The organism is Microbacterium sp. UNCCL10, from assembly GCF_000746195.1.
In the GTDB taxonomy this organism is placed as follows: domain Bacteria; phylum Actinomycetota; class Actinomycetes; order Actinomycetales; family Microbacteriaceae; genus Microbacterium; species Microbacterium saccharophilum.
In genome coordinates, this window is record NZ_JQKT01000007.1 from 1,250,668 (window position 1) to 1,271,733 (window position 21,066).

Sequence of the window (21,066 nt, forward strand, 5' to 3'; positions counted from 1 at the left end):
AATACCGCGGGCCGACGTCGTCCCAGTTGAGCATCAATGTGAGGACGGTAGCGATGCCTTCGAGCCTTAATCGCGACGTCGACCGACCCGGCGCACTGCCGGGACCGCCCCCGACGCAGGGTATGTACAACCCCGCGTTCGAGAAGGACGCGTGCGGCCTGGCGATGGTCGCCACACTCCGCGGCGAGCCGGGCCACGACATCGTCGAGCTCGCGCTGACGGCGCTGCGCAACCTCGAGCACCGCGGCGCCATCGGCTCCGACGCGGGCACCGGTGACGGCGCGGGCATCCTCACGCAGATGCCCGACGCCTTCCTCCGCGCGGTCGTCGACTTCGACCTGCCGCCGGTGGGGGAGTACGCCGCCGGCATGGCCTTCCTCCCGCTCGAGGAGGCGGCCCGCTCCGCCGTCAAGGCCGGCGTGGAGAAGATCGCCGCCGCGGAGGGCCTCACGGTCCTCGGCTGGCGCGTCGTCCCGACGGAGCAGGAGAACCTCGGCAAGCTCGCGCACGCGGCGCGCCCGGCGTTCGAGCAGCTCTTCGTCTCGCACCCCGCGTCCGGCGACCAGCCCGCCCTGTCGGGCATCGACCTGGATCGCCGCGTGTACCGGCTCCGCAAACGCGCCCGCCGCGAGTACGACGCGTACTTTGTGTCGCTGTCCTCGCGCACCCTCGGCTACAAGGGCATGGTCACGACCCTGCAGCTGGAGCCCTTCTACCCCGACCTGCAGGATGAGCGGTTCGCCAGCGAGCTCGCCGTCGTGCACTCGCGCTACTCCACGAACACGTTCCCGTCCTGGCCGCTCGCGCAGCCGCTGCGGATGCTGGCGCACAACGGGGAGATCAACACCGTCAACGGCAACCGCAACTGGATGCGGGCGCGCCAGTCGCAGCTGGAATCCCAGCTCATCGGCGACATCCGCCCGCTGCTGCCGATCTGCACGGAGGGCGCCAGCGACTCGGCATCCTTCGACGAGGTCCTCGAGCTCCTGACCCTCACGGGCCGGAGCCTCCCGCACGCGATCATGATGATGGTGCCGGAGGCGTACGAGAAGCAGTCGGACATCGACCCGCAGCTGCGCGCCTTCTACGACTACCACTCCATGCAGATGGAGCCGTGGGACGGCCCCGCCGCCCTCATCTTCACCGACGGCACCCTCGTCGGCGCGACCCTCGACCGCAACGGCCTCCGCCCCGGCCGCTGGACCGAGACGACCGACGGCCTCGTCGTCATCGGCAGCGAGACCGGCGTCCTGGACTTCGCCCCGGAGCGCATCAAGCGCCGCGGTCGCCTGCGTCCCGGCCGCATGTTCCTCGTCGACACGGCCGAACGGCGCATCGTCGAGGACGAGGAGATCAAGGCGCAGCTGGCTTCCGCGGAGCCGTGGCAGGAATGGCTGGACGCCGGGCGGGTGCGCCTGAAGGACCTGCCCGAGCGGGAGCACATCGTGCATCCCATCGCGTCGATCACGCGCCGCCAGCGGACCTTCGGCTACACGGAGGAGGAGGTGCGGATCCTGCTGACCCCGATGGGGCAGACCGGCGCCGAGCCCCTCGGCGCCATGGGGTCGGACACGCCCATCGCGGTGCTCAGCGAGCGCCCCCGTCTGCTCTTCGACTACTTCACGCAGCAGTTCGCGCAGGTCACGAACCCGCCGCTGGACTCCATCCGCGAAGAGGTCGTCACCTCGCTCTCGCACGGCATCGGCCCGGAGCGGAACCTGCTGTCCTGGGGACCGGAGCACACCCGCGTCATCACGCTGGACTTCCCGGTCATCGACAACGACGAGCTCGCGAAGCTCCAGAACATCGACAAGGCCCTCCCCGGGCGCCGGTCGGTGACGATCCGCGGGCTGTACCACTTCGACCAGGGCCCCGGCGCCATGGAGGCGCGCCTGGAGGCCATGTGCGCCGAAGTGGATGCCGCGATCGCCGACGGCGTCGAGTTCATCATCCTGAGCGACCGCGACTCGAACAAGGACCTCGTCCCCATCCCGTCGCTGCTCATGCTCTCCGCCATCCACCACCACCTCATCCGGCAGGAGAACCGGATGAAAGTCGGTCTCGTGGTCGAGGCGGGCGATGTCCGCGAGGTCCATCACGTCGCGACGCTCATCGGCTACGGCGCCTCCGCGGTGAACCCGTACCTCGCGATGGAGACCGTCGAATACCTCGTGCGCGCCGGTTTCATCACGAACGTCACCCCCGAGAAGGCGGTGCGGAACCTCATCTACGCCCTCGGCAAGGGCGTGCTGAAGATCATGTCGAAGATGGGCATCTCCACGGTGTCCTCGTACGCCGGCGCCCAGGTCTTCGAGGCCGTGGGCCTGTCGCACGAGTTCGTCGACAAGTACTTCACCGGCACCGAGACCAAGCTGGGGGGCGTGGGGATCACCGAGATCTCCGCGGAGAACCAGGCCCGGCACGACTACGCGTACCCGGAGGACGAGGCGGCCCGCGCCCACGAGCGCCTCTGGACCGGCGGCGAGTACCAGTGGCGCCGCGACGGCTCCCCGCACCTGTTCAACCCCGACACCGTGTTCCGGCTGCAGCACTCCACCCGCACGCGCCGGTACGACATCTTCCGCGAGTACACGAAGCTCGTCGACGACCAGGCGAAGGAGCTGAAGACCCTCCGCGGGATGTTCGCCCTCCGCACCGGTCAGCGCCCGCCCGTGCCGATCGACGAGGTCGAGCCGGTCTCCTCGATCGTGAAGCGGTTCTCCACCGGCGCGATGAGCTACGGCTCCATCTCGAAGGAAGCCCACGAGACGCTTGCGATCGCGATGAACAGCATCGGCGCGAAGTCGAACACGGGAGAGGGCGGCGAGGACACCGACCGCCTGCTCGACCCGCAGCGCCGCAGTGCGATCAAGCAGGTGGCGTCCGGCCGGTTCGGCGTCACGAGCATGTACCTCACGCACGCCGACGACATCCAGATCAAGCTCGCGCAGGGCGCCAAGCCCGGCGAGGGCGGTCAGCTCCCGCCCGCGAAGGTGTACCCGTGGATCGCGCGCACCCGCGGCGGCACGCCCGGCGTCGGACTCATCTCCCCGCCGCCGCACCACGACATCTACTCGATCGAAGACCTCAAGCAGCTCATCTTCGACCTCAAGCGTGCCAACCCCGGCGCGCGGGTGCACGTCAAGCTCGTCAGCCAGTCCGGCATCGGCGCGGTCGCCGCGGGTACCGCGAAGGCCCTCGCCGACGTCATCCTGGTCTCCGGCCACGACGGCGGCACGGGGGCGAGCCCGCTGAACTCCCTCAAGCACGCCGGCACGCCGTGGGAGCTGGGCCTCGCCGAGACGCAGCAGACGCTCATGCTCAACGACATGCGCGACCGCGTCGTGGTGCAGGCCGACGGCCAGCTCAAGACCGGCCGCGACGTCATCATCGCGGCGCTGCTGGGCGCCGAGGAGTTCGGCTTCGCGACGACGGCGCTCGTCGTCGAAGGCTGCATCATGATGCGCGTCTGCCACCTGGACACTTGCCCCGTGGGCGTCGCGACCCAGAACCCCGTGCTGCGGGAGCGCTTCTCCGGCAAGCCCGAGTTCGTCGTGAACTTCATGGAGTTCATCGCCCAGGAGGTGCGCGAGTACCTCGCCGAGCTGGGCTTCCGCTCCCTCGACGAGGCCGTCGGCCACAACGAGCTGCTGGATGTCAACGGCGCGGTCGAGCACTGGAAGGCCAACGGCCTGGACCTGACCCCCATCCTCGAAGGCCCCGCCTTCGCGGCGGACGTGCCGCGGCGCAACGCCCGGCCGCAGGATCACGAGCTCGAGGACCACTTCGACGTGCAGCTCATCGAGCGCGCGCAGGACGTCCTCGCCCACGGCGGTCACATCTCCATCGACCTGCCGGTCCGCAACACCGCCCGCGCCGTCGGGACGATGCTCGGACACCACGTCACCCGCGCGCACGGCGCGAACGGCCTGCCGTCCGGGTCGATCGAGATCAACCTCACGGGTTCGGCCGGGCAGTCCTTCGGCGCGTTCCTCCCGGCCGGCATCACGCTGCGTCTGGAGGGCGACTCCAACGACTACGTCGGCAAGGGCCTCTCCGGCGGGCAGATCGTCGTCCGCCCGCCGCGCGCCGCGACCTTCGACGCGTCGCAGAACGTCATCGCCGGCAACGTCATCGGCTACGGCGCGACGCAGGGCACGATGTTCCTCCGCGGCGTCGTGGGGGAGCGGTTCTTCGTCCGCAACTCGGGTGCGACCGCGGTCGTCGAGGGGGTCGGCGACCACGCCCTGGAGTACATGACCGGGGGCCTCGCCGTCATCCTCGGCGCCACGGGACGCAACCTCGGCGCCGGCATGTCCGGCGGCTCGGCGTACGTCTACAAGCTCGACCGGGCGCTGGTGAACCGCGAGGCGATCGCGAACGGCGAGCTGGAGCTGCTCGACCTCGGCGCGGGCGATTCGGAGATCCTCCGTGACCTGCTCGTGCAGCACGTGGCCGAGACGGATTCCGCTCTCGCCGCCGCGCTCCTGGACGACTTCGACGCCGAGGTGTCGAACTTCGTCCGCATCCTGCCGCGCGACTACGCCGCGGTTCTGCAGACCCGCCAGGAGGCGGCCGCCGAGGGGCTGGACCCCGACGGCGACGTCGTCTGGACCCGCATCCTGGAGGTGACCGGTGGCTGACCCCAAAGGTTTTCTGAAAGTCACCGAGCGCGAGCTGCCCGCGCGTCGGCCCATCCCTGTCCGCATCATGGACTGGAAAGAGGTCTACGAGCCCGGCGACTCCGCCGTGCTGCGCCGCCAGGCGGGCCGCTGCATGGACTGCGGCATCCCGTTCTGCCACAAGGGATGCCCGCTGGGCAACCTCATCCCGGAGTGGAACGACCTGATGTGGCGGGGCGAGGGCCGTTCGGCCATCGAGCGCCTGCACGCGACGAACAACTTCCCGGAGTTCACCGGACGGCTGTGCCCCGCGCCGTGCGAGAGCTCGTGCGTCCTGGGCATCAACCAGCCCGCCGTCACCATCAAGCAGGTCGAGGTCTCGATCATCGACGACGCGTTCGCGAACGGCTGGGTCGAACCCGAGCCGCCCGCACGCCTCACCGGCAAGACCGTCGCCGTCGTGGGCTCCGGCCCCGCGGGGCTCGCTGCCGCCCAGCAGCTGACCCGCGCCGGGCACACCGTCGCGGTGTACGAGCGCGACGACCGCATCGGCGGGCTGCTGCGCTACGGCATCCCCGACTTCAAGATGGAGAAGCGCCACCTCGAGTCGCGTCTCCGGCAGATGCAGATGGAGGGCACCCGGTTCCGCGCCGGCGTCGAGATCGGCACCGACCTGTCCTGGAGCGACCTGCGCGCCCGGTACGACGCGGTCGTCGTCGCGACCGGTGCCACCGTGCCGCGCGACCTGCCCATCCCGGGCCGCGACCTCGCCGGCGTGCACTTCGCGATGGAGTACCTCGTCGAGTCCAACAAGGTCGTCGCCGGCGACCAGGTCGCCAACCAGATCCACGCCGAGGGCAAGCACGTCATCGTCATCGGCGGCGGCGACACCGGCGCCGACTGCATCGGCACGGCGCACCGCCAGGGCGCGCTGAGCGTGACGAACCTCGCGATCGGCAAGGAGCCGCCGGCCTCCCGCCCCGACCACCAGCCGTGGCCGATGACGCCGACGATCTTCGAGATGCAGTCCGCGCACGAGGAGGGCGGAGAGCGCACGTTCCTCGCCTCCACCGTCGAGTTCCTCGCGAACGACGCCGGCGAGGTCCGGGCGCTCCGGGTGGCCGAGACGGAGTACCGCGACGGCACACGCGTGCCCAAGAGCGGGACCGAGCGGGAGATCCCCGCCGACCTCGTCCTCATCGCCATGGGGTTCACCGGGCCGGAGCGCACCGCGCTCGAGCACCAGCTGGGCGCCGTCTTCACGGGCCGCGGCAATGTGGAGCGCACCGACGACTACCAGACCACCGCTCCCGGCGTCTTCGTCGCCGGTGACGCGGGCCGCGGACAGTCCCTCATCGTCTGGGCGATCGCCGAGGGCCGCGCGGCGGCTGCGGCAGTGGACGAGTACCTTATGGGAGGAACGAATCTTCCCGCCCCCGTCCGACCGCGCGATGTCGCGATCGGGTTGCAGTCCGCCTGAAGCGTAGGCTGTAAGGAACGCTAACAAAACCCGAAGACCGGAGTCAGTACGTGAGACGCGCCAAGATCGTCGCCACCCTGGGACCCGCCACATCCTCGTATGAGAGCCTTCGCGCGATCATCGACGCCGGTGTGGACGTGACCCGATTCAACCTGAGCCACGGGGACTACAGCGAGCATGAGACCCGGCTCGCCAACGTCCGGAAGGCCGCGGACGACGCGGGCCGCACCGTCGCCATCCTGGTGGACCTCCAGGGCCCCAAGATCCGCCTCGGCAAGTTCAAGGACGGCCCCCACGACCTCGCCGTCGGCGACGTGTTCAAGATCACGACCGAGGACATCGAAGGCACCAAGGAGATCGTCTCGACGACCTTCAAGGGGCTTCCCGAAGACGTCACCCCGGGCGACTTCCTGCTGATCGACGACGGCAAGGTGCGCGTCCAGGTCACCGCCGTCGACGGCCCCGTCGTCACGACGGAGGTCATCGTCGCGGGCCCCGTGTCGAACAACAAGGGCATCAACCTGCCCGGCGTCGCGGTCAACGTCCCCGCCCTCTCCGACAAGGACGAGGCGGATCTGCGCTGGGGTCTCCGCGCCGGCGCGGACATCATCGCGCTGTCGTTCGTGCGCAACGCCGCCGACGTGCAGCGCGTGCACGAGATCATGGCGGAGGAGGGTCGCAAGATCCCCGTGATCGCCAAGATCGAGAAGCCGCAGGCCGTCGAGAACCTCGAGGAGATCATCGACGCGTTCGACGGCATCATGGTCGCCCGCGGCGACCTCGGCGTCGAGCTTCCCCTCGAGGCCGTCCCGATCGTGCAGAAGCGGGCCGTCGAGCTCTGCCGGCGCATGGCCAAGCCCGTCATCGTCGCGACGCAGATGCTCGAGTCGATGATCGAGAACCCCGTCCCCACCCGCGCCGAGACGAGCGACGTCGCCAACGCCGTCCTCGACGGCGCGGACGCCGTGATGCTCTCCGGCGAGACGAGCGTCGGCAAGTACCCCGTCGTCGTCGTCGAGACGATGGCGCGCATCATCGCCTCGACCGAGGACCACGGCCTGGAGCGCATCGCGCCGTTCACGACCAAGCCCCGCACGCAGGGCGGCATCATCACGCTCGCCGCGGAGGAGGTCGCCAAGTTCGTCGAGGCGAAGTACATCTGCATCTTCACCGAGTCCGGCGACACCGCGCGGCGCATGTCGCGTCTGCGTCCCATGATCCCGATGATGGCGTTCGCCGCCGACCCCGCGATCCGCCGCCGCATGGCGCTGACGTGGGGCGTGCAGTCGACCCTCGTCGAGCACGTGGCCCACACCGACCTGATGTTCCTGCAGGTGGACGACTTCTTCCTGAAGAACGGGCTGGCCACGGAAGGCGACGTCGTCGTGGTGATCTCCGGTTCGCCTCCCGGAATCATCGGCTCGACCAACGACATCCGCATCCACCGGATCGGCGACGCCGTGCACGGCAAGGCCCCGATCTACCAGGCCGGCAAGTAACCCGGACCGCGGACACGAAGAGCGGATGCCACACGGCATCCGCTCTTCGTCGTTCCCGGGTGATGGCGGTGGTCACCAGCCGCGGTGGTCGATGCACGCCGCCCGGCCGTGGTTCTTCCCGAAGCCGGAGACGGCGCTGACCTTCCACACCTCCCCGTTCAGTGTCGTGACGTACGCGGTGCCTCCCTGGAACGCCACGGAGGTCGGCAGATCCAGGTCGCCCGCGACGACCCGGAACGCGCCGTCGCGCGTGACGGCGAGGAGCTCTCCGCTGTCCGGCAGTGCCGGCGCGCCGGGGTCCACCTGACCGGGGGAGTCACCCTGCGACAACGCGTACAGTCCGCAGGGACCGAACTCGACGTCGACGAGCAGGCTCGCTCCGGATGCCACGACACGCGGCTCCGGGTTCCTCAGCCCGAACGTGACCACCCGCCCCGTCTCCGGCAAGTGCGGCACCGGGCCCGCTTCGGCCATGTACACGCGCGGCCCGCGGACGGCGAGCCCCGTCGGCACGATGTTGCCGAACTGCGCGGCCTCGCTGACGACACCCCCGCTCGTCACCTCCAGGAGGCGGTTGTGGTGCCCGTCCGTCACGAGGAAACCGCCCCGGACGGGCTCCATGGCGAAGAGGACTCCGCGGGTGAGGAAGAACTCGATGTCCGGGGGCGGCGGGTTCTGCAGCGACCAGTCGCCGATGTCGGCGACGACGGTGAAGCTGCTCGGACCGTCGACGCGGTAGATCCCGTCGACGTCGTTGCGTGTGCTGCCGGGGACGTCGTCGCCGACGTTGGCGACGAGCACGTACGCGGTGCGACCGACGAAGGCCACGTCGATGGGCCCGCCGATCGGGATGATCGCCCTCGGCAGACCGGTCACGAAGGGGGTCTTCGCACCCGTCCGCGTGTCGACGCGGGTGACCTGCCCGATCTTCCCCTCGACGACGTAGAGGGCGCCGTCCGGGCCGATGGTGCTGCCGCTGGCCTGCTGCAGCCCCGAAGCGAGGAGCGCTGCCGCGGGCGGCGCGGCACCACCGCCATGCCCGTGGTCGTTCGTCTGCGCGATCGCGTTCGCCGCGGCGGGGGCCAGCAGCGATGAGAGCACGAGCGTCGCGACGGCGGCGCCTGAGCGCAGCGTGTCCTTGATCTTCATGGGGGTTCCTCCGGTCGACTTCTGTCGGTACCGGTCGTTCGCCATGCTTCGCTCGTACGGCCGGCGTTGATGCGCCGCCCATGACGGTGAGAACACCGCTGCATGCTCCATCGTCCGCGCGGCTGGGGCACACCTTCCTCCCTCCGCGGGGCGCGGTCAAGACGGGAAGACGATCCGGCCGTGCGGAGGAGGAGACACGAAGAGCGGATGCCGCACGGCATCCGCTCTTCGTCGTTCCCGGGTGCCGGTGGTGGGAGTCGAACCCACACGTCCGAAGACAACCGAGTTTGAGTCGGTCGCGTCTGCCATTCCGCCACACCGGCGCACGCCGGAATCGACCATACCGCAGGAACGAGTGCGCGCTGGGCTCTAAGATGGACGAGTGAGTGAGCAGGAACAGACCACGGCGTCCACGTCATCCGCCCCCCGACGCGTCGTCGTCGCCGAGGACGAATCGCTGATCCGGCTCGACATCGTCGAGATCCTCCGCGACAACGGCTTCGACGTCGTCGGCGAGGCCGGAGACGGCGAGACGGCCGTCCAGCTCGCGACCGAGCTGCGCCCCGACCTCGTCATCATGGACGTGAAGATGCCCGTCCTCGACGGCATCAGCGCCGCCGAGAAGCTCAGCAAGAGCCACATCGCGCCCGTCGTGCTGCTGACCGCGTTCAGCCAGAAGGAGCTCGTCGAGCGCGCCACGGAAGCCGGCGCCCTCGCGTACGTCGTGAAGCCGTTCACGCCCAACGACCTGCTCCCCGCGATCGAGATCGCGCTGGCCCGCTACGAGCAGATCATCACGCTCGAGGCCGAGGTCGCCGACATGGTCGAGCGCTTCGAGACCCGCAAGCTCGTCGACCGCGCGAAGGGCCTCCTGAACGAGAAGATGGGCCTGTCGGAGCCGGAGGCGTTCCGCTGGATCCAGAAGGCGTCGATGGACCGCCGCCTCACGATGCAGGACGTCGCGAAGGCCATCATCGAGCAGCTCTCGCCCAAGAAGGCCTGACCGCCGCCGGATGCCGCGGCTCAGCGGGCCGGCTGGTCCTTGATCATGTTCGTGATGCGGATGGTGGAGCATCGCCGCCCCTGATCGTCGGTCACGACGATCTCGTGCACCGTGATGCTGCGGCCCAGGTGGATCGGCGTGCAGACGCCCGTGACGACGCCGCTCGTCGCTGACCGGGTGTGCGTCGCGTTGATGTCGACGCCGACCGCGAGGCGGCCGGGACCGGCGTGCAGGTTCGCCGCCATGGATCCGAGGGACTCGCCGAGCACCACGTAGGCGCCGCCGTGCATGAGCCCCACGGGCTGGGTGTTCCCCTCGACTGGCATGGTCGCGGCGGAGCGCTCCACCGTGAACTCGGTGATCCGCATCCCCATCTTGTCGGCGAGGGCTCCGAGCCCGCGGCGCTGCGCCCACTCGAGTCCGTCGACGGATGCAGGGGTGGTGTCAGAGGTCATCGTTCGCCTTCGCACGGGGCCGGATCGGGTGTCGCCGCCGCTGGCTAGGCTTGCAGGGTGACGGACTCCGCAAAGCCTACCCTTCTCGTCGTCGACGGCCATTCGCTGGCCTACCGTGCGTTCTTCGCCCTCCCGGTCGACAACTTCTCCACGAAGGACGGGCAGCACACCAACGGCATCTACGGCTTCCTGTCGATGTTCGTGAACCTCGTGAAGGCCGAGAAGCCCACCCATCTCGCCGTCGCGTTCGACACGTCGCGGCAGTCGTTCCGCACCCGCGAGTACGCGGAGTACAAGGCGAACCGGTCCGAGTCGCCGGCGGAGTTCAAGGGCCAGATCCCGCTCCTGCAGGAGTGCCTGCAGGCCATGAACGTGCGCGTCCTGACGAAGGAGGACGTCGAGGCCGACGACATCCTCGCTACCCTCGCGACCCAGGGCGCCGCGCTCGGCTATGACGTCCTGGTGTGCTCCGGCGACCGCGACACCATCCAGCTCGTCACCGACGACGTGACGCTGCTGTACCCCAACGTGCAGGGCGTCTCGCAGCTCAAGCGCTACACGCCCGACGCCGTCGTGGAGAAGTACGGACTGCCGCCGGAGAAGTACCCCGACATCGCCGCGCTCGTGGGTGAGACCAGCGACAACCTGCCGGGCGTGCCGAAGGTCGGCGAGAAGACCGCCGTGAAGTGGCTCACCCAGTACGGGTCGCTCGACGAGCTCCTCACGCGTGCCGACGAGATCAAGGGCGTCGTGGGCGGCAACCTCCGCGAGCACATCGACGGGGTGCGCCGCAACCGCGCACTGAACACCCTCCTGCGCGACGTCGAGCTGGAGGTGGGGCCCGCCGACCTCGAGGTGCAGCCGATCGACCCGGAGGCCGTGCGCGACATCTTCTCGCGCCTGGAGTTCCGCACCCTCCTGCCGCGCGTCTTCGACGCGATGGGCGCCGACCCGGCGGAGACCCCCGCCCGCCCGGGGGCCACGGCGCCCACCGCGACGGAGCCCGACCCCGCCCAGCTCGCCGCCTGGGTCGCCGCCGCCGGCGGGGAGGTGGGCGTGACGCTCGTCCTGCAGGGCGGCCTCCCCGTCCGGATCGGCCTGGCGACCGCCACCGCCGCCGTCGAGACCGCCTGGACCGAGGAGGCCGCCGCCGCCCTCCGCCCCTGGCTGGAGGGGGACGCCCCCAAGGTCCTCACCGACGCGAAGCCGCAGGTGAAGGCGCTGCGCCGCGCCGGCGCCCACCTGGGCGGGCTCGCCTTCGACACCCTGCTGGCGGGCTGGCTCCTGCGTCCGAGCCTCCCGGACAAGAACCTCGCCGACCTCGTCGGCCGCTACCTCGACGAGACACTGCCCGAGGCCGATCCGACGCAGCTCGTGCCCGAGACCGAGGGCGCGACCCCCGGGCAGCTGTCGTGGTACACCCTGCGCGTCGCCGCGGCGCTGCGCGCCGAGCTGCCGGAGAGCGTGGCCGGTGTCCTCGCCGACATCGAGCTGCCGACCCTCGACACCCTCGCCGACATGGAGCTCGCCGGCGTCGCCGTGTCGCACGAGAAGCTCTCGACCTTCTCCGCAGAGCTCGCCGCGCGCGCCGACGCGATCGCCCAGCAGGCCTACGCGACGATCGAGCGGGAGGTGAACCTCGGCTCGCCCAAGCAGCTGCAGGAGGTGCTCTTCGACCAGCTCCAGCTGCCGAAGACCCGCAAGACGAAGACGGGGTACTCTACGGATGCCGCCGTCCTCGCCGATCTGCAGGAGACGAACCCGCACCCGTTCCTCGACCTCCTCCTGCAGCACCGCGAGGCGATGAAGCTGCGGCAGATCATCGAATCCCTCGACGTCGCGATCGCCGCCGACGGGCGCATCCGCACGACCTACCTGCAGACCGGGAGCCAGACCGGACGGCTGTCGAGCACCGACCCCAATCTGCAGAACATCCCGATCCGCAACGAGGAGTCCAGCCGCATCCGCGCCGCCTTCGAGGTCGGCGCGGGCTACGAGACGCTGCTGACCGCCGACTACTCGCAGATCGAGATGCGGATCATGGCGCACCTGTCCGGCGACCCGGGGCTCGTCGAGGCGTTCAACTCCGGCGAGGACCTGCACCGCTTCGTCGGCGCCCGCGTGTTCGGCGTCGAGCCGGCCGATGTCACCGCCGCGATGCGCACGAAGGTGAAGGCCATGTCGTACGGCCTCGTGTACGGGCTGTCCGCGTTCGGACTCTCCAAGCAGCTGCGCATCGAGCAGACCGAGGCCAAGCAGCTCATGATGGAGTACTTCGCCCGCTTCGGCGCGGTGCGCGACTACCTGCGCTCCTCCGTCGAGCAGGCTCGCATCGACGGCTTCACGGAGACGATCTTCGGCCGCCGCCGCCCGTTCCCCGACCTGTCCAGCCCCAACCGCGTCCTCCGCGAGAACGCCGAGCGCGCCGCGCTCAACGCCCCGATCCAGGGCAGTGCCGCCGACATCATGAAGATCGCGCTGTTCCGCATCCACGGGGAGTTCGCCGCGGAGCAGCTCGCATCGCGCGTCCTGCTGCAGATCCACGACGAGCTCGTCGTCGAGGTCGCCCCGGGGGAGTGGGATGCCGTGGAGCGCATCGTCCGCTCCCGCATGGGCGACGCCGCCGAGCTGACGGTGCCGCTGGACGTGCAGATCGGACGCGGCGCCGACTGGAACGAAGCCGGTCACTGATCCGGCGGCCCGCGTCGGTTTAGGCTCGGAGGATGACTGACGCACAGCGCACCCCCACGCCGATCGACCAGATCGCCGACGGCTGGGTCGACACCCTCGCCGAACTCTCCCCGGGCCTTGCGACCTACATCGGCCGGTCCGAGTACAACGATCGTCTCGACGACCTGTCCCCGGCCGGGACGGAACGCGCGCACGCCGCGGCGAAGGCGGCGCTCGCGGCGCTGGAGGCGGCCGAGCCCGTCGACCAGGTCGACGCCGTCACGAAGGCCGACCTCCGCGGCGACCTGTCGCTGCACCTCGAGCTGCACGACGCCGGCGCGCACCTGCGCGACCTGAACGTCATCGCCTCGCCGGCTCAGGAGCTGCGGAACGTCTTCGATCTCATGCCCACGAGCACCGTGGACGACTGGTCGGTCGTGGCTACCCGCCTCGCCGCGGTCCCCGCCGCGATCGAGGGGTACGTGGAGACCCTCCGCCAGGGGATCGCACAGGGCATCGTTCCCGCGCGCCGTCAGGTGTCCGAGGTCGTAACCCAGATCGGCCGATACACCGCCGACCAGGGCTTCTTCGCCACCTTCGCCGCCGAAGCGGCACCCGAGGAGGGATCCCTCCCCGCCTCCCTCGTCCACGACCTGTCCGGCAACGCCGATGCGGCGCGCATCGCCTACAACGGTCTCGCCTCGTTCCTCTCCGAGGAGCTCGCCCCCGCCGCCGGGGAGCAGGATGCCGTGGGTCGCGAGCTGTACGCCCTGCACTCCCGCCGGTTCCTCGGCGCCACGATCGACCTCGACGAGACCTACGAGTGGGGGATCGAGGAGCTGTCGCGCATGGTCGCGGAGCAGGAGGCGATCGCGAAGGAGATCAAGCCCGGCGCGAGCGTCGAGGAGGCCGTCGCCTTCCTCGAGGCCGACGAGTCCCGCAAGCTCCGCGGCACCGACGCGCTGCAGAAGTGGATGCAGGAGACGAGCGACCGCGCCGTCGCCGAACTCGGCCGCACGCACTTCGACATCCCCGAGCCCATCAAGAAGCTCGAGTGCATGATCGCGCCCACGAACGAGGGCGGCATCTACTACACGGGGCCCACCGACGACTTCTCCCGTCCGGGCCGGATGTGGTGGTCGGTGCCGGAGGGCGTCGACACGTTCGACACCTGGCGGGAGCTCACGACCGTCTACCACGAGGGCGTTCCGGGTCACCACCTGCAGATCGCTCAGGCGGTGTACAACCGCGCGGAGCTCAACTCGTGGCGCCGGCTCCTCGCCGGCTCGAGCGGGCACGCGGAGGGCTGGGCGCTGTACGCGGAACGGCTCATGGAGCAGCTCGGCTACCTCGACGACCCCGCCGACCGCCTCGGCATGCTCGACGGCCAGCGCATGCGCGCCGCGCGCGTCGTGCTGGACATCGGCGTGCACCTGCAGAAGCCGAAGCTCGACGGTGACGGCGTGTGGGATGCCGACTACGCGCTCGCCTTCATGCGCCGGAACGTCAACATGTCGGACGAGTTCATCCAGTTCGAGGTGAACCGCTACCTCGGCTGGCCGGGGCAGGCGCCGTCGTACAAGGTGGGCCAGCGCATCTGGGAGCAGATCCGCGACGAGGCGCAGCAGCGCGCCGGCGACGCGTTCGACATCAAGAAGTTCCACATGCGCGCCCTGACCCTCGGCGGGGTGGGCCTCGACACCCTGCGGATGGCACTCGCGCAGGACTGAGCCCCCGGCACCGTCATTCGGCGCGGAGGTCGCGGGCCAGCAGCGCCACGACCTCCGCGTCGCGGGCCTGCCGGAAATCGTCGTAGTACTGGCCGACGGCCCAGAGGTGCTGCTGCGGATGCGGGCACACGTAGTCGTCGGCCAGCCCGGGCTCCGGGCGCCACGCGGCGGGTGCGACCGGCACCGCCAGGACGATCCGCGCGGCGCCGTGTGCGCGCAGCGAGCGGCAGGCGGCCGTCGCCGTGGCCCCCGTCGCGACTCCGTCGTCCACGACGATCACGGTCCGTCCCGCGGGGTCGCGCCCCGGCACGGTGTACAGCGCTTGACGGCGCCGCAGCTCGGCCCGCTCGTCCTGCTCGACGGCGGCGAGCTGCGCAGGCGTCGCCCAGTCGTCGGCATCCGGATGGACGACCCGGACGCCGTCGGCGATCGCCCCCACGGCGAACTCCGCGTGTCGCGGTGCGCCGAGCTTGCGGACCGCGACGGCCGTGAGCGGGAGACCGAGAACCCGCGCCACCTCCGCCGCCACGACCACGCCGCCGCGCGGCAGGCCGACGACGAGGGCGTCGCCGCCCCGCCAGGCGTCCAGTGCACGGGCGAGGTCGCGGCCCGCCGCGGCGCGATCCTCGAAGAGGGCCATGAGCCCACCGTACGCTGGGGACGGCGCGGGTGGAATGCCCCGGATCTCCGCGGGGAATGCCCGCCCGACGCGCCGAGTTCCATTCATCAGTATGGAAAGGGACGGATCATGACGGTACAGCTGGGCCTCGACACTTTCGGCGACATCACCCTGGACGCGGAGGGTCGGCGCGTCAGCGACGCGCAGACGATCCGGCACGTCGTGGAGCAGGCGGTCCTCGCCGACGAGGTCGGCGTGCACTTCTTCGGCGTGGGGGAGCACCACCGGCCGGACTTCGCGATCTCGAGCCCCGAGATCGTCCTCGCCGCCGCCGCGGCGCGCACCTCCCGCATCCGGCTCGGCACGGCCGTCACGGTCCTCTCCAGCGACGACCCGGTGCGCGTGTTCGAGCGGTTCGCGACGCTGGATGCCGTCTCGCACGGGCGCGCGGAGGTCATCCTCGGCCGGGGGTCGTTCATCGAGTCGTTCCCGCTCTTCGGCTACGACCTGCACGACTACGAGACGCTCTTCGAGGAGAAGCTCGACCTCTTCTCGCAGCTGCTCACCGAGAAGCCCGTCACGTGGCAGGGAACCATGCGCCCCTCGCTCGATGCGGCGGACGTGTACCCCAAGACCGAGCACGGTCTGACGGCCTGGGTCGGCGTCGGCGGAAGCCCGGAGTCCGTCGTCCGCACCGCGCGGTACGGGTACGGACTGATGCTCGCCATCATCGGCGGCCCCGCGGCGCGGTTCCGGCCGTTCGTCGACCTGTACCACCGCTCCCTCGCCGGCTTCGGCCGGGGGACACTCCCCATCGGCATCCACTCGCCCGGGCACATCGCCGACACCGACCAGCAGGCGTGGGAGGAGGCGTATCCCGGTGTGCAGGCCATGAACGACACGATCGGGCGCGAGCGCGGCTGGCCGCCGTACAACCGGCTGCGCTTCCAGCACGACGTCGGGCCGGAGGGCGCGCTGTACGTCGGTTCGCCGGAGACCGTCGCCCGGAAGATCGCCGACACCGTCCGGACGCTCGGCGCGGACCGGTTCGACATGAAGTTCTCGACCGGCACGCTGGGGCACGAGCAGATGATGCGCTCCATCGAGCTCTACGGCACCCGGGTGGCCCCGCTCGTGCAGGACATGCTCGCGTCGCGGTGACGGCGGAGCCCCGGCATCCGTAGCATTCAAGGATGACCGATGTGACGACACCGACGGTGGCGGCGCGCCTGGACGCCCTGCCGTTCACGCGCGGGCACGCCCGCATCCTCGGCGGCTCCGGCGTCGGGTGGGCGCTGGATGCCATGGATGTGGGCCTCATCTCCTTCATCATCACCGTGCTCGTCAGCGAGTGGTCGCTGACGGGGGAGCAGGCCTCCTGGATCGCCTCGGCGGGCTTCGTCGGCATGGCGGTGGGCGCGACCCTCGGCGGGCTCCTCGCCGACCGTCTCGGCCGCCGCTCGGTGTTCGCGATCACGCTGCTCGTCTACGGCGTCGCGACCGGGGCGAGCGCCCTGGTCGGAGGCCTCACGCTGCTGCTCGTCCTCCGATTCTTCGTGGGCCTCGGGCTCGGCGCCGAACTGCCGGTGGCGAGCACGTACGTCAGCGAGTTCGCCCCGGCGCGCATGCGCGGCCGCCTCATCGTCATCCTGGAGGCGTTCTGGGCCGTCGGCTGGACGGCTGCCGCGCTCATCGGCTTCTTCGTCATCCCGAACGTCGCGGAGGGCTGGCGGTGGGCGTTCGCGATCGGGGCGATCCCCGCCGTCTATGCGCTCGTCATCCGGTGGGGGCTGCCGGAGTCGGCGCGCTGGCTGGAGCGGCAGGGCCGCCACAGCGAGGCGGAGGCCATCGTCGCCCGCCTCGAGGCGTCGCCCGCGCTCGCCTCGTCGCAGCGGCGCCGCGGCGAACCGGTCCTCGTGCCCACCCCCCTCGCGGGCCCGGCCGCCACGACGGCGGGGGAGCGCCTGCGGGCCCTGTGGGCCGCGGAGTTCTCCGTCCGGACGGCGTGCCTCTGGCTCGTGTGGTTCTGCGTCAACTTCGCCTACTACGGCGCGTTCATCTGGATCCCCACCCTGCTGTTCTCGCAGGGCTACGACCTCGTGAAGTCGTTCGGCTTCACCCTCATCATCACCCTCGCCCAGCTGCCCGGGTACGCCGTCGCCGCCTGGCTCATCGAGGTGTGGGGGCGGCGCCTCACGCTGTCGGTGTTCCTCGCCGGATCGGCCGTCTCGGCGGTGCTGTTCGGACAGGCCGGCACCGAGGGGCTCATCATCGCGACGGGGATGGCGCTGTCGTTCTTCAACCTCGGCGCGTGGGGCGCGCTCTACGCCGTCACCCCGGAGATGTACCCGACCTCGCTGCGCGGCACGGGCTCGGGCTGGGCGGCGGGCGTCGGACGGATCGCGTCGATCCTCGCGCCGCTGAGCGTCCCGCCGCTCCTCGCCCTGGGGGGAGTGCCGGTCCTGTTCGTCGTGTTCGCGGTCTTCTTCCTCGTGGCCGCGGGCGCCGCGTGGGGACTCGTCGACAAGAGAGGGCAGACGCTCGATGACCGGTGAGGCGGGGGAGGTGCGTTTCGCCGCGATCGGCGACTCCTTCACGGAAGGCGTCGGGGACGAGCTGCCGGACGGCACCGTGCGCGGCTGGGCGGACCTCGTCGCGCAGGGCTGGGCGCGGTCGCGCGGCGCCGACATCGCCTACGCCAACTTCGCGATCCGGGGCAAGCTCGTCTGGCCGATCGTGCACCAGCAGCTCGAGGCGGCGCTGGCACTGGGTCCCACCCACCTGTCCTTCAACGGCGGGGGCAACGACATGCTGCGCCCGCGCACCTCGATCACGCACATCGCGGATGCGTTCAGCCACGTCCTCCGCCGCTGCGACGAGGAGGGCGTGACCCTCATCCTGCTGTCCGGGGCCAACCCGTCGGCGCAGCTGCCCATGGGCCGGCTCATCCAGCGGCGCGGCGACCTCATGTCGACCGCGGTGATCGAGCGGATGGGCGGTCGGGGCGACGTCGTGCAGGCGCTGAACTGGCCGGATGCCGAGCTGTCGCGGCCCGCGTACTGGTCGGAGGACCGGCTGCACATGAATGCGCGCGGCCACCACCGGGTCGCCGCCCGCGTGCTCACCGCCCTCGGGCAGAGCGTGCCCGAGGGGTGGTGGTCGCTCCCGGAGCTGCCGGATGCCGTGCGCCTGCGCCGCGCCGAGTACATGCGCGATCACCTCGGCCCCTGGGTGCGGCGGCGACTCACCGGTACGTCCTCCGGCGATGGGCGGGAGCCGAAGTACGGCATCTGGACGACGGTTGCGGCACCGGTCTGAAGCACAACGGCCGCGGCGCTGTCAAGGGGAGGCGCGCCGGCGGAGGGATCGGTCATGATGTCAGGACGACCGACCCACAAGGAGTCAAAATGAGCATCGGAGCAGGAATCGCGCTCTTCGTCATCGGAGCGATCCTCGTCTACGCCGTGAACGTCGATGTGGAGTTCGTCAACCTCGACATGATCGGCTACATCCTGATGGGCGCGGGCGCACTCATCTTCATCATCGGTATCGTCATGATGCTGCGTCGCCGCCAGACGGAGTCCGTCACCCGGACGGTCGACCCCGTGGCCGGCGAGCGCGTCACGCGCAACTCCACGAGCACCTCGGGGGACCCCACCGTCTGAACCCCTCCCACCCCCGGCGGATCAGCCGCGCTCGCGTCTTCGCGGGCGCGGCTTGTCCATTCCTATGTGCACGCGGGTCTTGCGGCGCTCGACGACGATGAACGCGCCGCCCAGCAGCCACAGCGGCACCTGGGTGAGGAACGCGAGCCGGAAGGCGTCGAGCGTGTACGTGTCGGGGGTCCCGGCGCCCTGGAGATCCATCGCGAGCCCGATCATGAAGATCGCGATGAGGGCGGCCAGGAATCCGCCCGCGTTGGTGACACCGGTGGCCGTGCTGAGCCGATGGGCCGGGTTGTGCGTGCGCGCGTGGTCGAACGCGATCATCGACGCCGGCCCGCCCATCGCCAGGGCGAACGCGAGGGTGTACAGGAGCCACAGCGGCGCCGGGCCGGGCCAGAGGATCACCGTGAGCCACACCACCATCTGCACCGCGACGGCGGGCAGCACGAGCGCGCGGGAGCGCATGTTCGGGATGCGGCGGGACAGCTCGCCCATGATGGGCCCCAGGGCCATCCCGATGAAGACGTAGACCGACGTGATGCCCGCGGCCTGCCCGAGGCTCAGCCCTTCGCCGGCGGTGAGGAACGGCATCCCCCACAGCAGGATGAAGGCGGTGCCGGCGAACGGGGTCGTGAAATGCGACCAGAACGCCAGGCGGGTGCCCGGGTGGGCCCAGGCGGCACGGATGCCCACCCCGGTGTCGACCGAGGACCGCACGACGCGGACGGCACCGGTGTCGGTGTCGACGGAGACGTCCGCGGCGACCTCCGGCGGGTGGTTCCGGATGATCGCGAAGACGAGCACGGCGAACAGGACGCCGAGCCCCCCGACGCTGCCGAATGCGATCGTCCAGGTCGTGGCGTGCAGGAGCGCCGCGAGCGGCAGGACGGCGATGAGCTGGCCTGCCTGCCCGACGATGCCGGTCAGCTGCACCATGACGGGCGCGCGCTGGGCCGGGAACCACGTCGCGATGAGACGGAGCACGCCCGGGAAGACCGCGGCGTCGCCGGCCCCGACGAGCACGCGCGCGACGAGGGCCACCCCGACGCTCTCCGACAGGGCCATCGTGAGCTGACCGGCCGCCATGAGCACCATCCCGATGGTCATGATCGGGCGCGCGCCGTAGCGGTCCAGCAGGACCCCGATCGGCAGCTGCATGCCGCCGTACATGGCCAGCTGGACGACGGCGAAGAGCGACAGGGTCGCCGCATCCGCGGAGAAGCGGTCGGCAGCGTCGACGCCGACTGCGGCGAGCGACGTGCGGTTCGTGACGGCCAGGACGTATCCCGCGACGCCGACGGTCCAGATGATCCAGGCCCGGAGGGACGACGCGGGGGAGGAGGTCACCCTCCCACGCTACCCGCCGGCGCTAGAGTGCCCGGATGGTCGACATCGAGATGGCGCGGATCGGCGCGGGGCGCGTCGAGCTCCACGACGCGCGGCGCCGGCTGCGTCGCACGGTGCAGCTCGCACCGTTCGAGATCGGCGTGTACCCGGTGACCGAGGCGCAGCTGGCCGAGGTCCTGGGGATCATGGCCGCGCATCCGCAGCGTCCGGCGGTGGAGGTCGCATGGCTGCGGGCCGTGCACTTCTGCAACGCCGCGTCGGAGTGGGAGGGCCTGGACCCGGTGTACGCGTTCGACGGGGAGGACGTGACCTGGCATGTCGATGCCGACGGCTACCGCCTGCCGACGGAGGCCGAGTGGGAGTTCGCGTGCCGCGCCGGCTCGACCGGCGCGCACTACGGGCCGCTGCGGGAGGTCGCGTGGACGAGCGCCGACGGCGTGGACGGGCCGAAGAACGTGGGCGGCAAGCTGCCCAACCTCAACGGCCTCTTCGACACGCTCGGGAACGTCTGGGAGTGGTGCTGGGACCTGCTGGACCCCGCCCGGTATCGCGACTACCGGGTCTTCCGCGGCGGCGGGTTCGCCGACGATGCCGCGAGCGTGCGCGCGTCGACGCGGCGCGGCGGTGCGCCGCGCATGCACCATGAGGATGTCGGGTTCCGCCTCGCCCGCGGCGGATTCGACACACCGGGCGCGGCGCAGGGGTGGTCCGCGGCGGACGATGCGGCGCGCGCAGACATCGACGGCCCGCTGCCGCCGGGGTGGACCCCGCTGCGGTGACCGATTCTCCGAGCGATGTCGATTCCGCTCCCGGCCATTCGACGTCAT

Annotated in this window: 15 protein-coding genes and 1 tRNA gene; 11 read left to right on the forward strand and 5 right to left on the reverse strand. The window is 70.7% G+C overall.

What is annotated here, in order from left to right:
• The first annotated feature begins 53 nt into the window (after positions 1 to 53).
• The 3 genes from gltB to pyk are packed head-to-tail and all read left to right on the forward strand — an operon-like array spanning position 54 to position 7,601.
• A complete protein-coding gene (gene gltB, locus BR85_RS06200) occupies positions 54 to 4,643 on the forward strand; it encodes a glutamate synthase large subunit (protein ID WP_028495743.1) in 4,590 nt (1,529 codons plus the stop codon).
• A complete protein-coding gene (locus BR85_RS06205; protein WP_028495744.1) occupies positions 4,636 to 6,102 on the forward strand; it encodes a glutamate synthase subunit beta in 1,467 nt (488 codons plus the stop codon). The genes gltB and BR85_RS06205 overlap by 8 nt, the downstream gene beginning before the upstream one ends.
• Before the next feature lie 50 nt (positions 6,103 to 6,152).
• Positions 6,153 to 7,601, forward strand: a complete 1,449-nt coding sequence (pyk, locus tag BR85_RS06210; protein ID WP_028495745.1) for a pyruvate kinase — start codon at positions 6,153 to 6,155, stop codon at positions 7,599 to 7,601.
• A gap of 72 nt (positions 7,602 to 7,673) precedes the next feature.
• Here the strand turns inward: pyk and BR85_RS06215 are convergent, their stop codons facing one another.
• A complete protein-coding gene (locus BR85_RS06215; RefSeq protein ID WP_092896851.1) occupies positions 7,674 to 8,750 on the reverse strand; it encodes a ScyD/ScyE family protein in 1,077 nt (358 codons plus the stop codon).
• A 242-nt stretch (positions 8,751 to 8,992) separates the two neighbouring features.
• Positions 8,993 to 9,073: transfer RNA gene (locus BR85_RS06220), tRNA-Leu, on the reverse strand.
• Between the two features lie 59 nt (positions 9,074 to 9,132).
• Here BR85_RS06220 and BR85_RS06225 point away from each other — a divergent pair.
• Positions 9,133 to 9,753 carry an ANTAR domain-containing response regulator gene (locus BR85_RS06225; RefSeq protein ID WP_028495747.1) on the forward strand — a complete coding sequence of 207 codons (621 nt, stop codon included), beginning with the start codon at positions 9,133 to 9,135 and terminating at the stop codon, positions 9,751 to 9,753.
• Positions 9,754 to 9,773: 20 nt separating this feature from the next.
• Here BR85_RS06225 and BR85_RS06230 read toward each other — a convergent pair whose 3' ends face one another.
• A complete protein-coding gene (locus tag BR85_RS06230; protein ID WP_028495748.1) occupies positions 9,774 to 10,208 on the reverse strand; it encodes a hotdog fold thioesterase in 435 nt (144 codons plus the stop codon).
• 57 nt (positions 10,209 to 10,265) lie between these two features.
• Here BR85_RS06230 and polA point away from each other — a divergent pair, with 57 nt between their 5' ends.
• The gene (polA, locus tag BR85_RS06235; protein ID WP_028495749.1) at positions 10,266 to 12,899 is read left to right on the forward strand and encodes a DNA polymerase I; all 2,634 of its coding nucleotides are present in this window, start codon (positions 10,266 to 10,268) and stop codon (positions 12,897 to 12,899) included.
• 32 nt (positions 12,900 to 12,931) lie between these two features.
• Complete coding sequence (locus tag BR85_RS06240; RefSeq protein WP_028495750.1) at positions 12,932 to 14,608, forward strand: DUF885 domain-containing protein; 1,677 nt, start codon at positions 12,932 to 12,934, stop codon at positions 14,606 to 14,608.
• Between the two features lie 13 nt (positions 14,609 to 14,621).
• Here BR85_RS06240 and BR85_RS06245 read toward each other — a convergent pair whose 3' ends face one another.
• Positions 14,622 to 15,248 carry a phosphoribosyltransferase gene (locus BR85_RS06245; RefSeq protein ID WP_028495751.1) on the reverse strand — a complete coding sequence of 209 codons (627 nt, stop codon included), beginning with the start codon at positions 15,246 to 15,248 and terminating at the stop codon, positions 14,622 to 14,624.
• Positions 15,249 to 15,356: 108 nt separating this feature from the next.
• Between BR85_RS06245 and BR85_RS06250 the strand changes: the two genes are divergently transcribed.
• The 4 genes from BR85_RS06250 (at position 15,357) to BR85_RS06265 (ending at position 18,892) form a co-directional block, all read left to right on the forward strand.
• Positions 15,357 to 16,388 (forward strand): LLM class flavin-dependent oxidoreductase, encoded by a 1,032-nt coding sequence (locus BR85_RS06250; RefSeq protein ID WP_028495752.1) that lies wholly within the window; start codon positions 15,357 to 15,359, stop codon positions 16,386 to 16,388.
• Positions 16,389 to 16,420: 32 nt separating this feature from the next.
• Positions 16,421 to 17,782, forward strand: a complete 1,362-nt coding sequence (locus BR85_RS06255) for an MFS transporter (RefSeq protein WP_028495753.1) — start codon at positions 16,421 to 16,423, stop codon at positions 17,780 to 17,782.
• Positions 17,772 to 18,545, forward strand: a complete 774-nt coding sequence (locus BR85_RS06260) for an SGNH/GDSL hydrolase family protein (RefSeq protein WP_197018589.1) — start codon at positions 17,772 to 17,774, stop codon at positions 18,543 to 18,545. Before BR85_RS06255 ends, BR85_RS06260 begins: the two co-directional genes overlap by 11 nt.
• Positions 18,546 to 18,634: 89 nt before the next feature.
• Positions 18,635 to 18,892, forward strand: a complete 258-nt coding sequence (locus BR85_RS06265) for a DUF6458 family protein (protein ID WP_028495755.1) — start codon at positions 18,635 to 18,637, stop codon at positions 18,890 to 18,892.
• A 21-nt stretch (positions 18,893 to 18,913) separates the two neighbouring features.
• On the opposite strand, the gene BR85_RS06270 is transcribed toward BR85_RS06265, so the two are convergent.
• The gene (locus BR85_RS06270) at positions 18,914 to 20,239 is read right to left on the reverse strand and encodes an MFS transporter (RefSeq protein ID WP_028495756.1); all 1,326 of its coding nucleotides are present in this window, start codon (positions 20,237 to 20,239) and stop codon (positions 18,914 to 18,916) included.
• A 35-nt stretch (positions 20,240 to 20,274) separates the two neighbouring features.
• Here BR85_RS06270 and BR85_RS06275 point away from each other — a divergent pair, with 35 nt between their 5' ends.
• The gene (locus BR85_RS06275) at positions 20,275 to 21,018 is read left to right on the forward strand and encodes a formylglycine-generating enzyme family protein (RefSeq protein WP_028495757.1); all 744 of its coding nucleotides are present in this window, start codon (positions 20,275 to 20,277) and stop codon (positions 21,016 to 21,018) included.
• Positions 21,019 to 21,066: the final 48 nt, after the last annotated feature.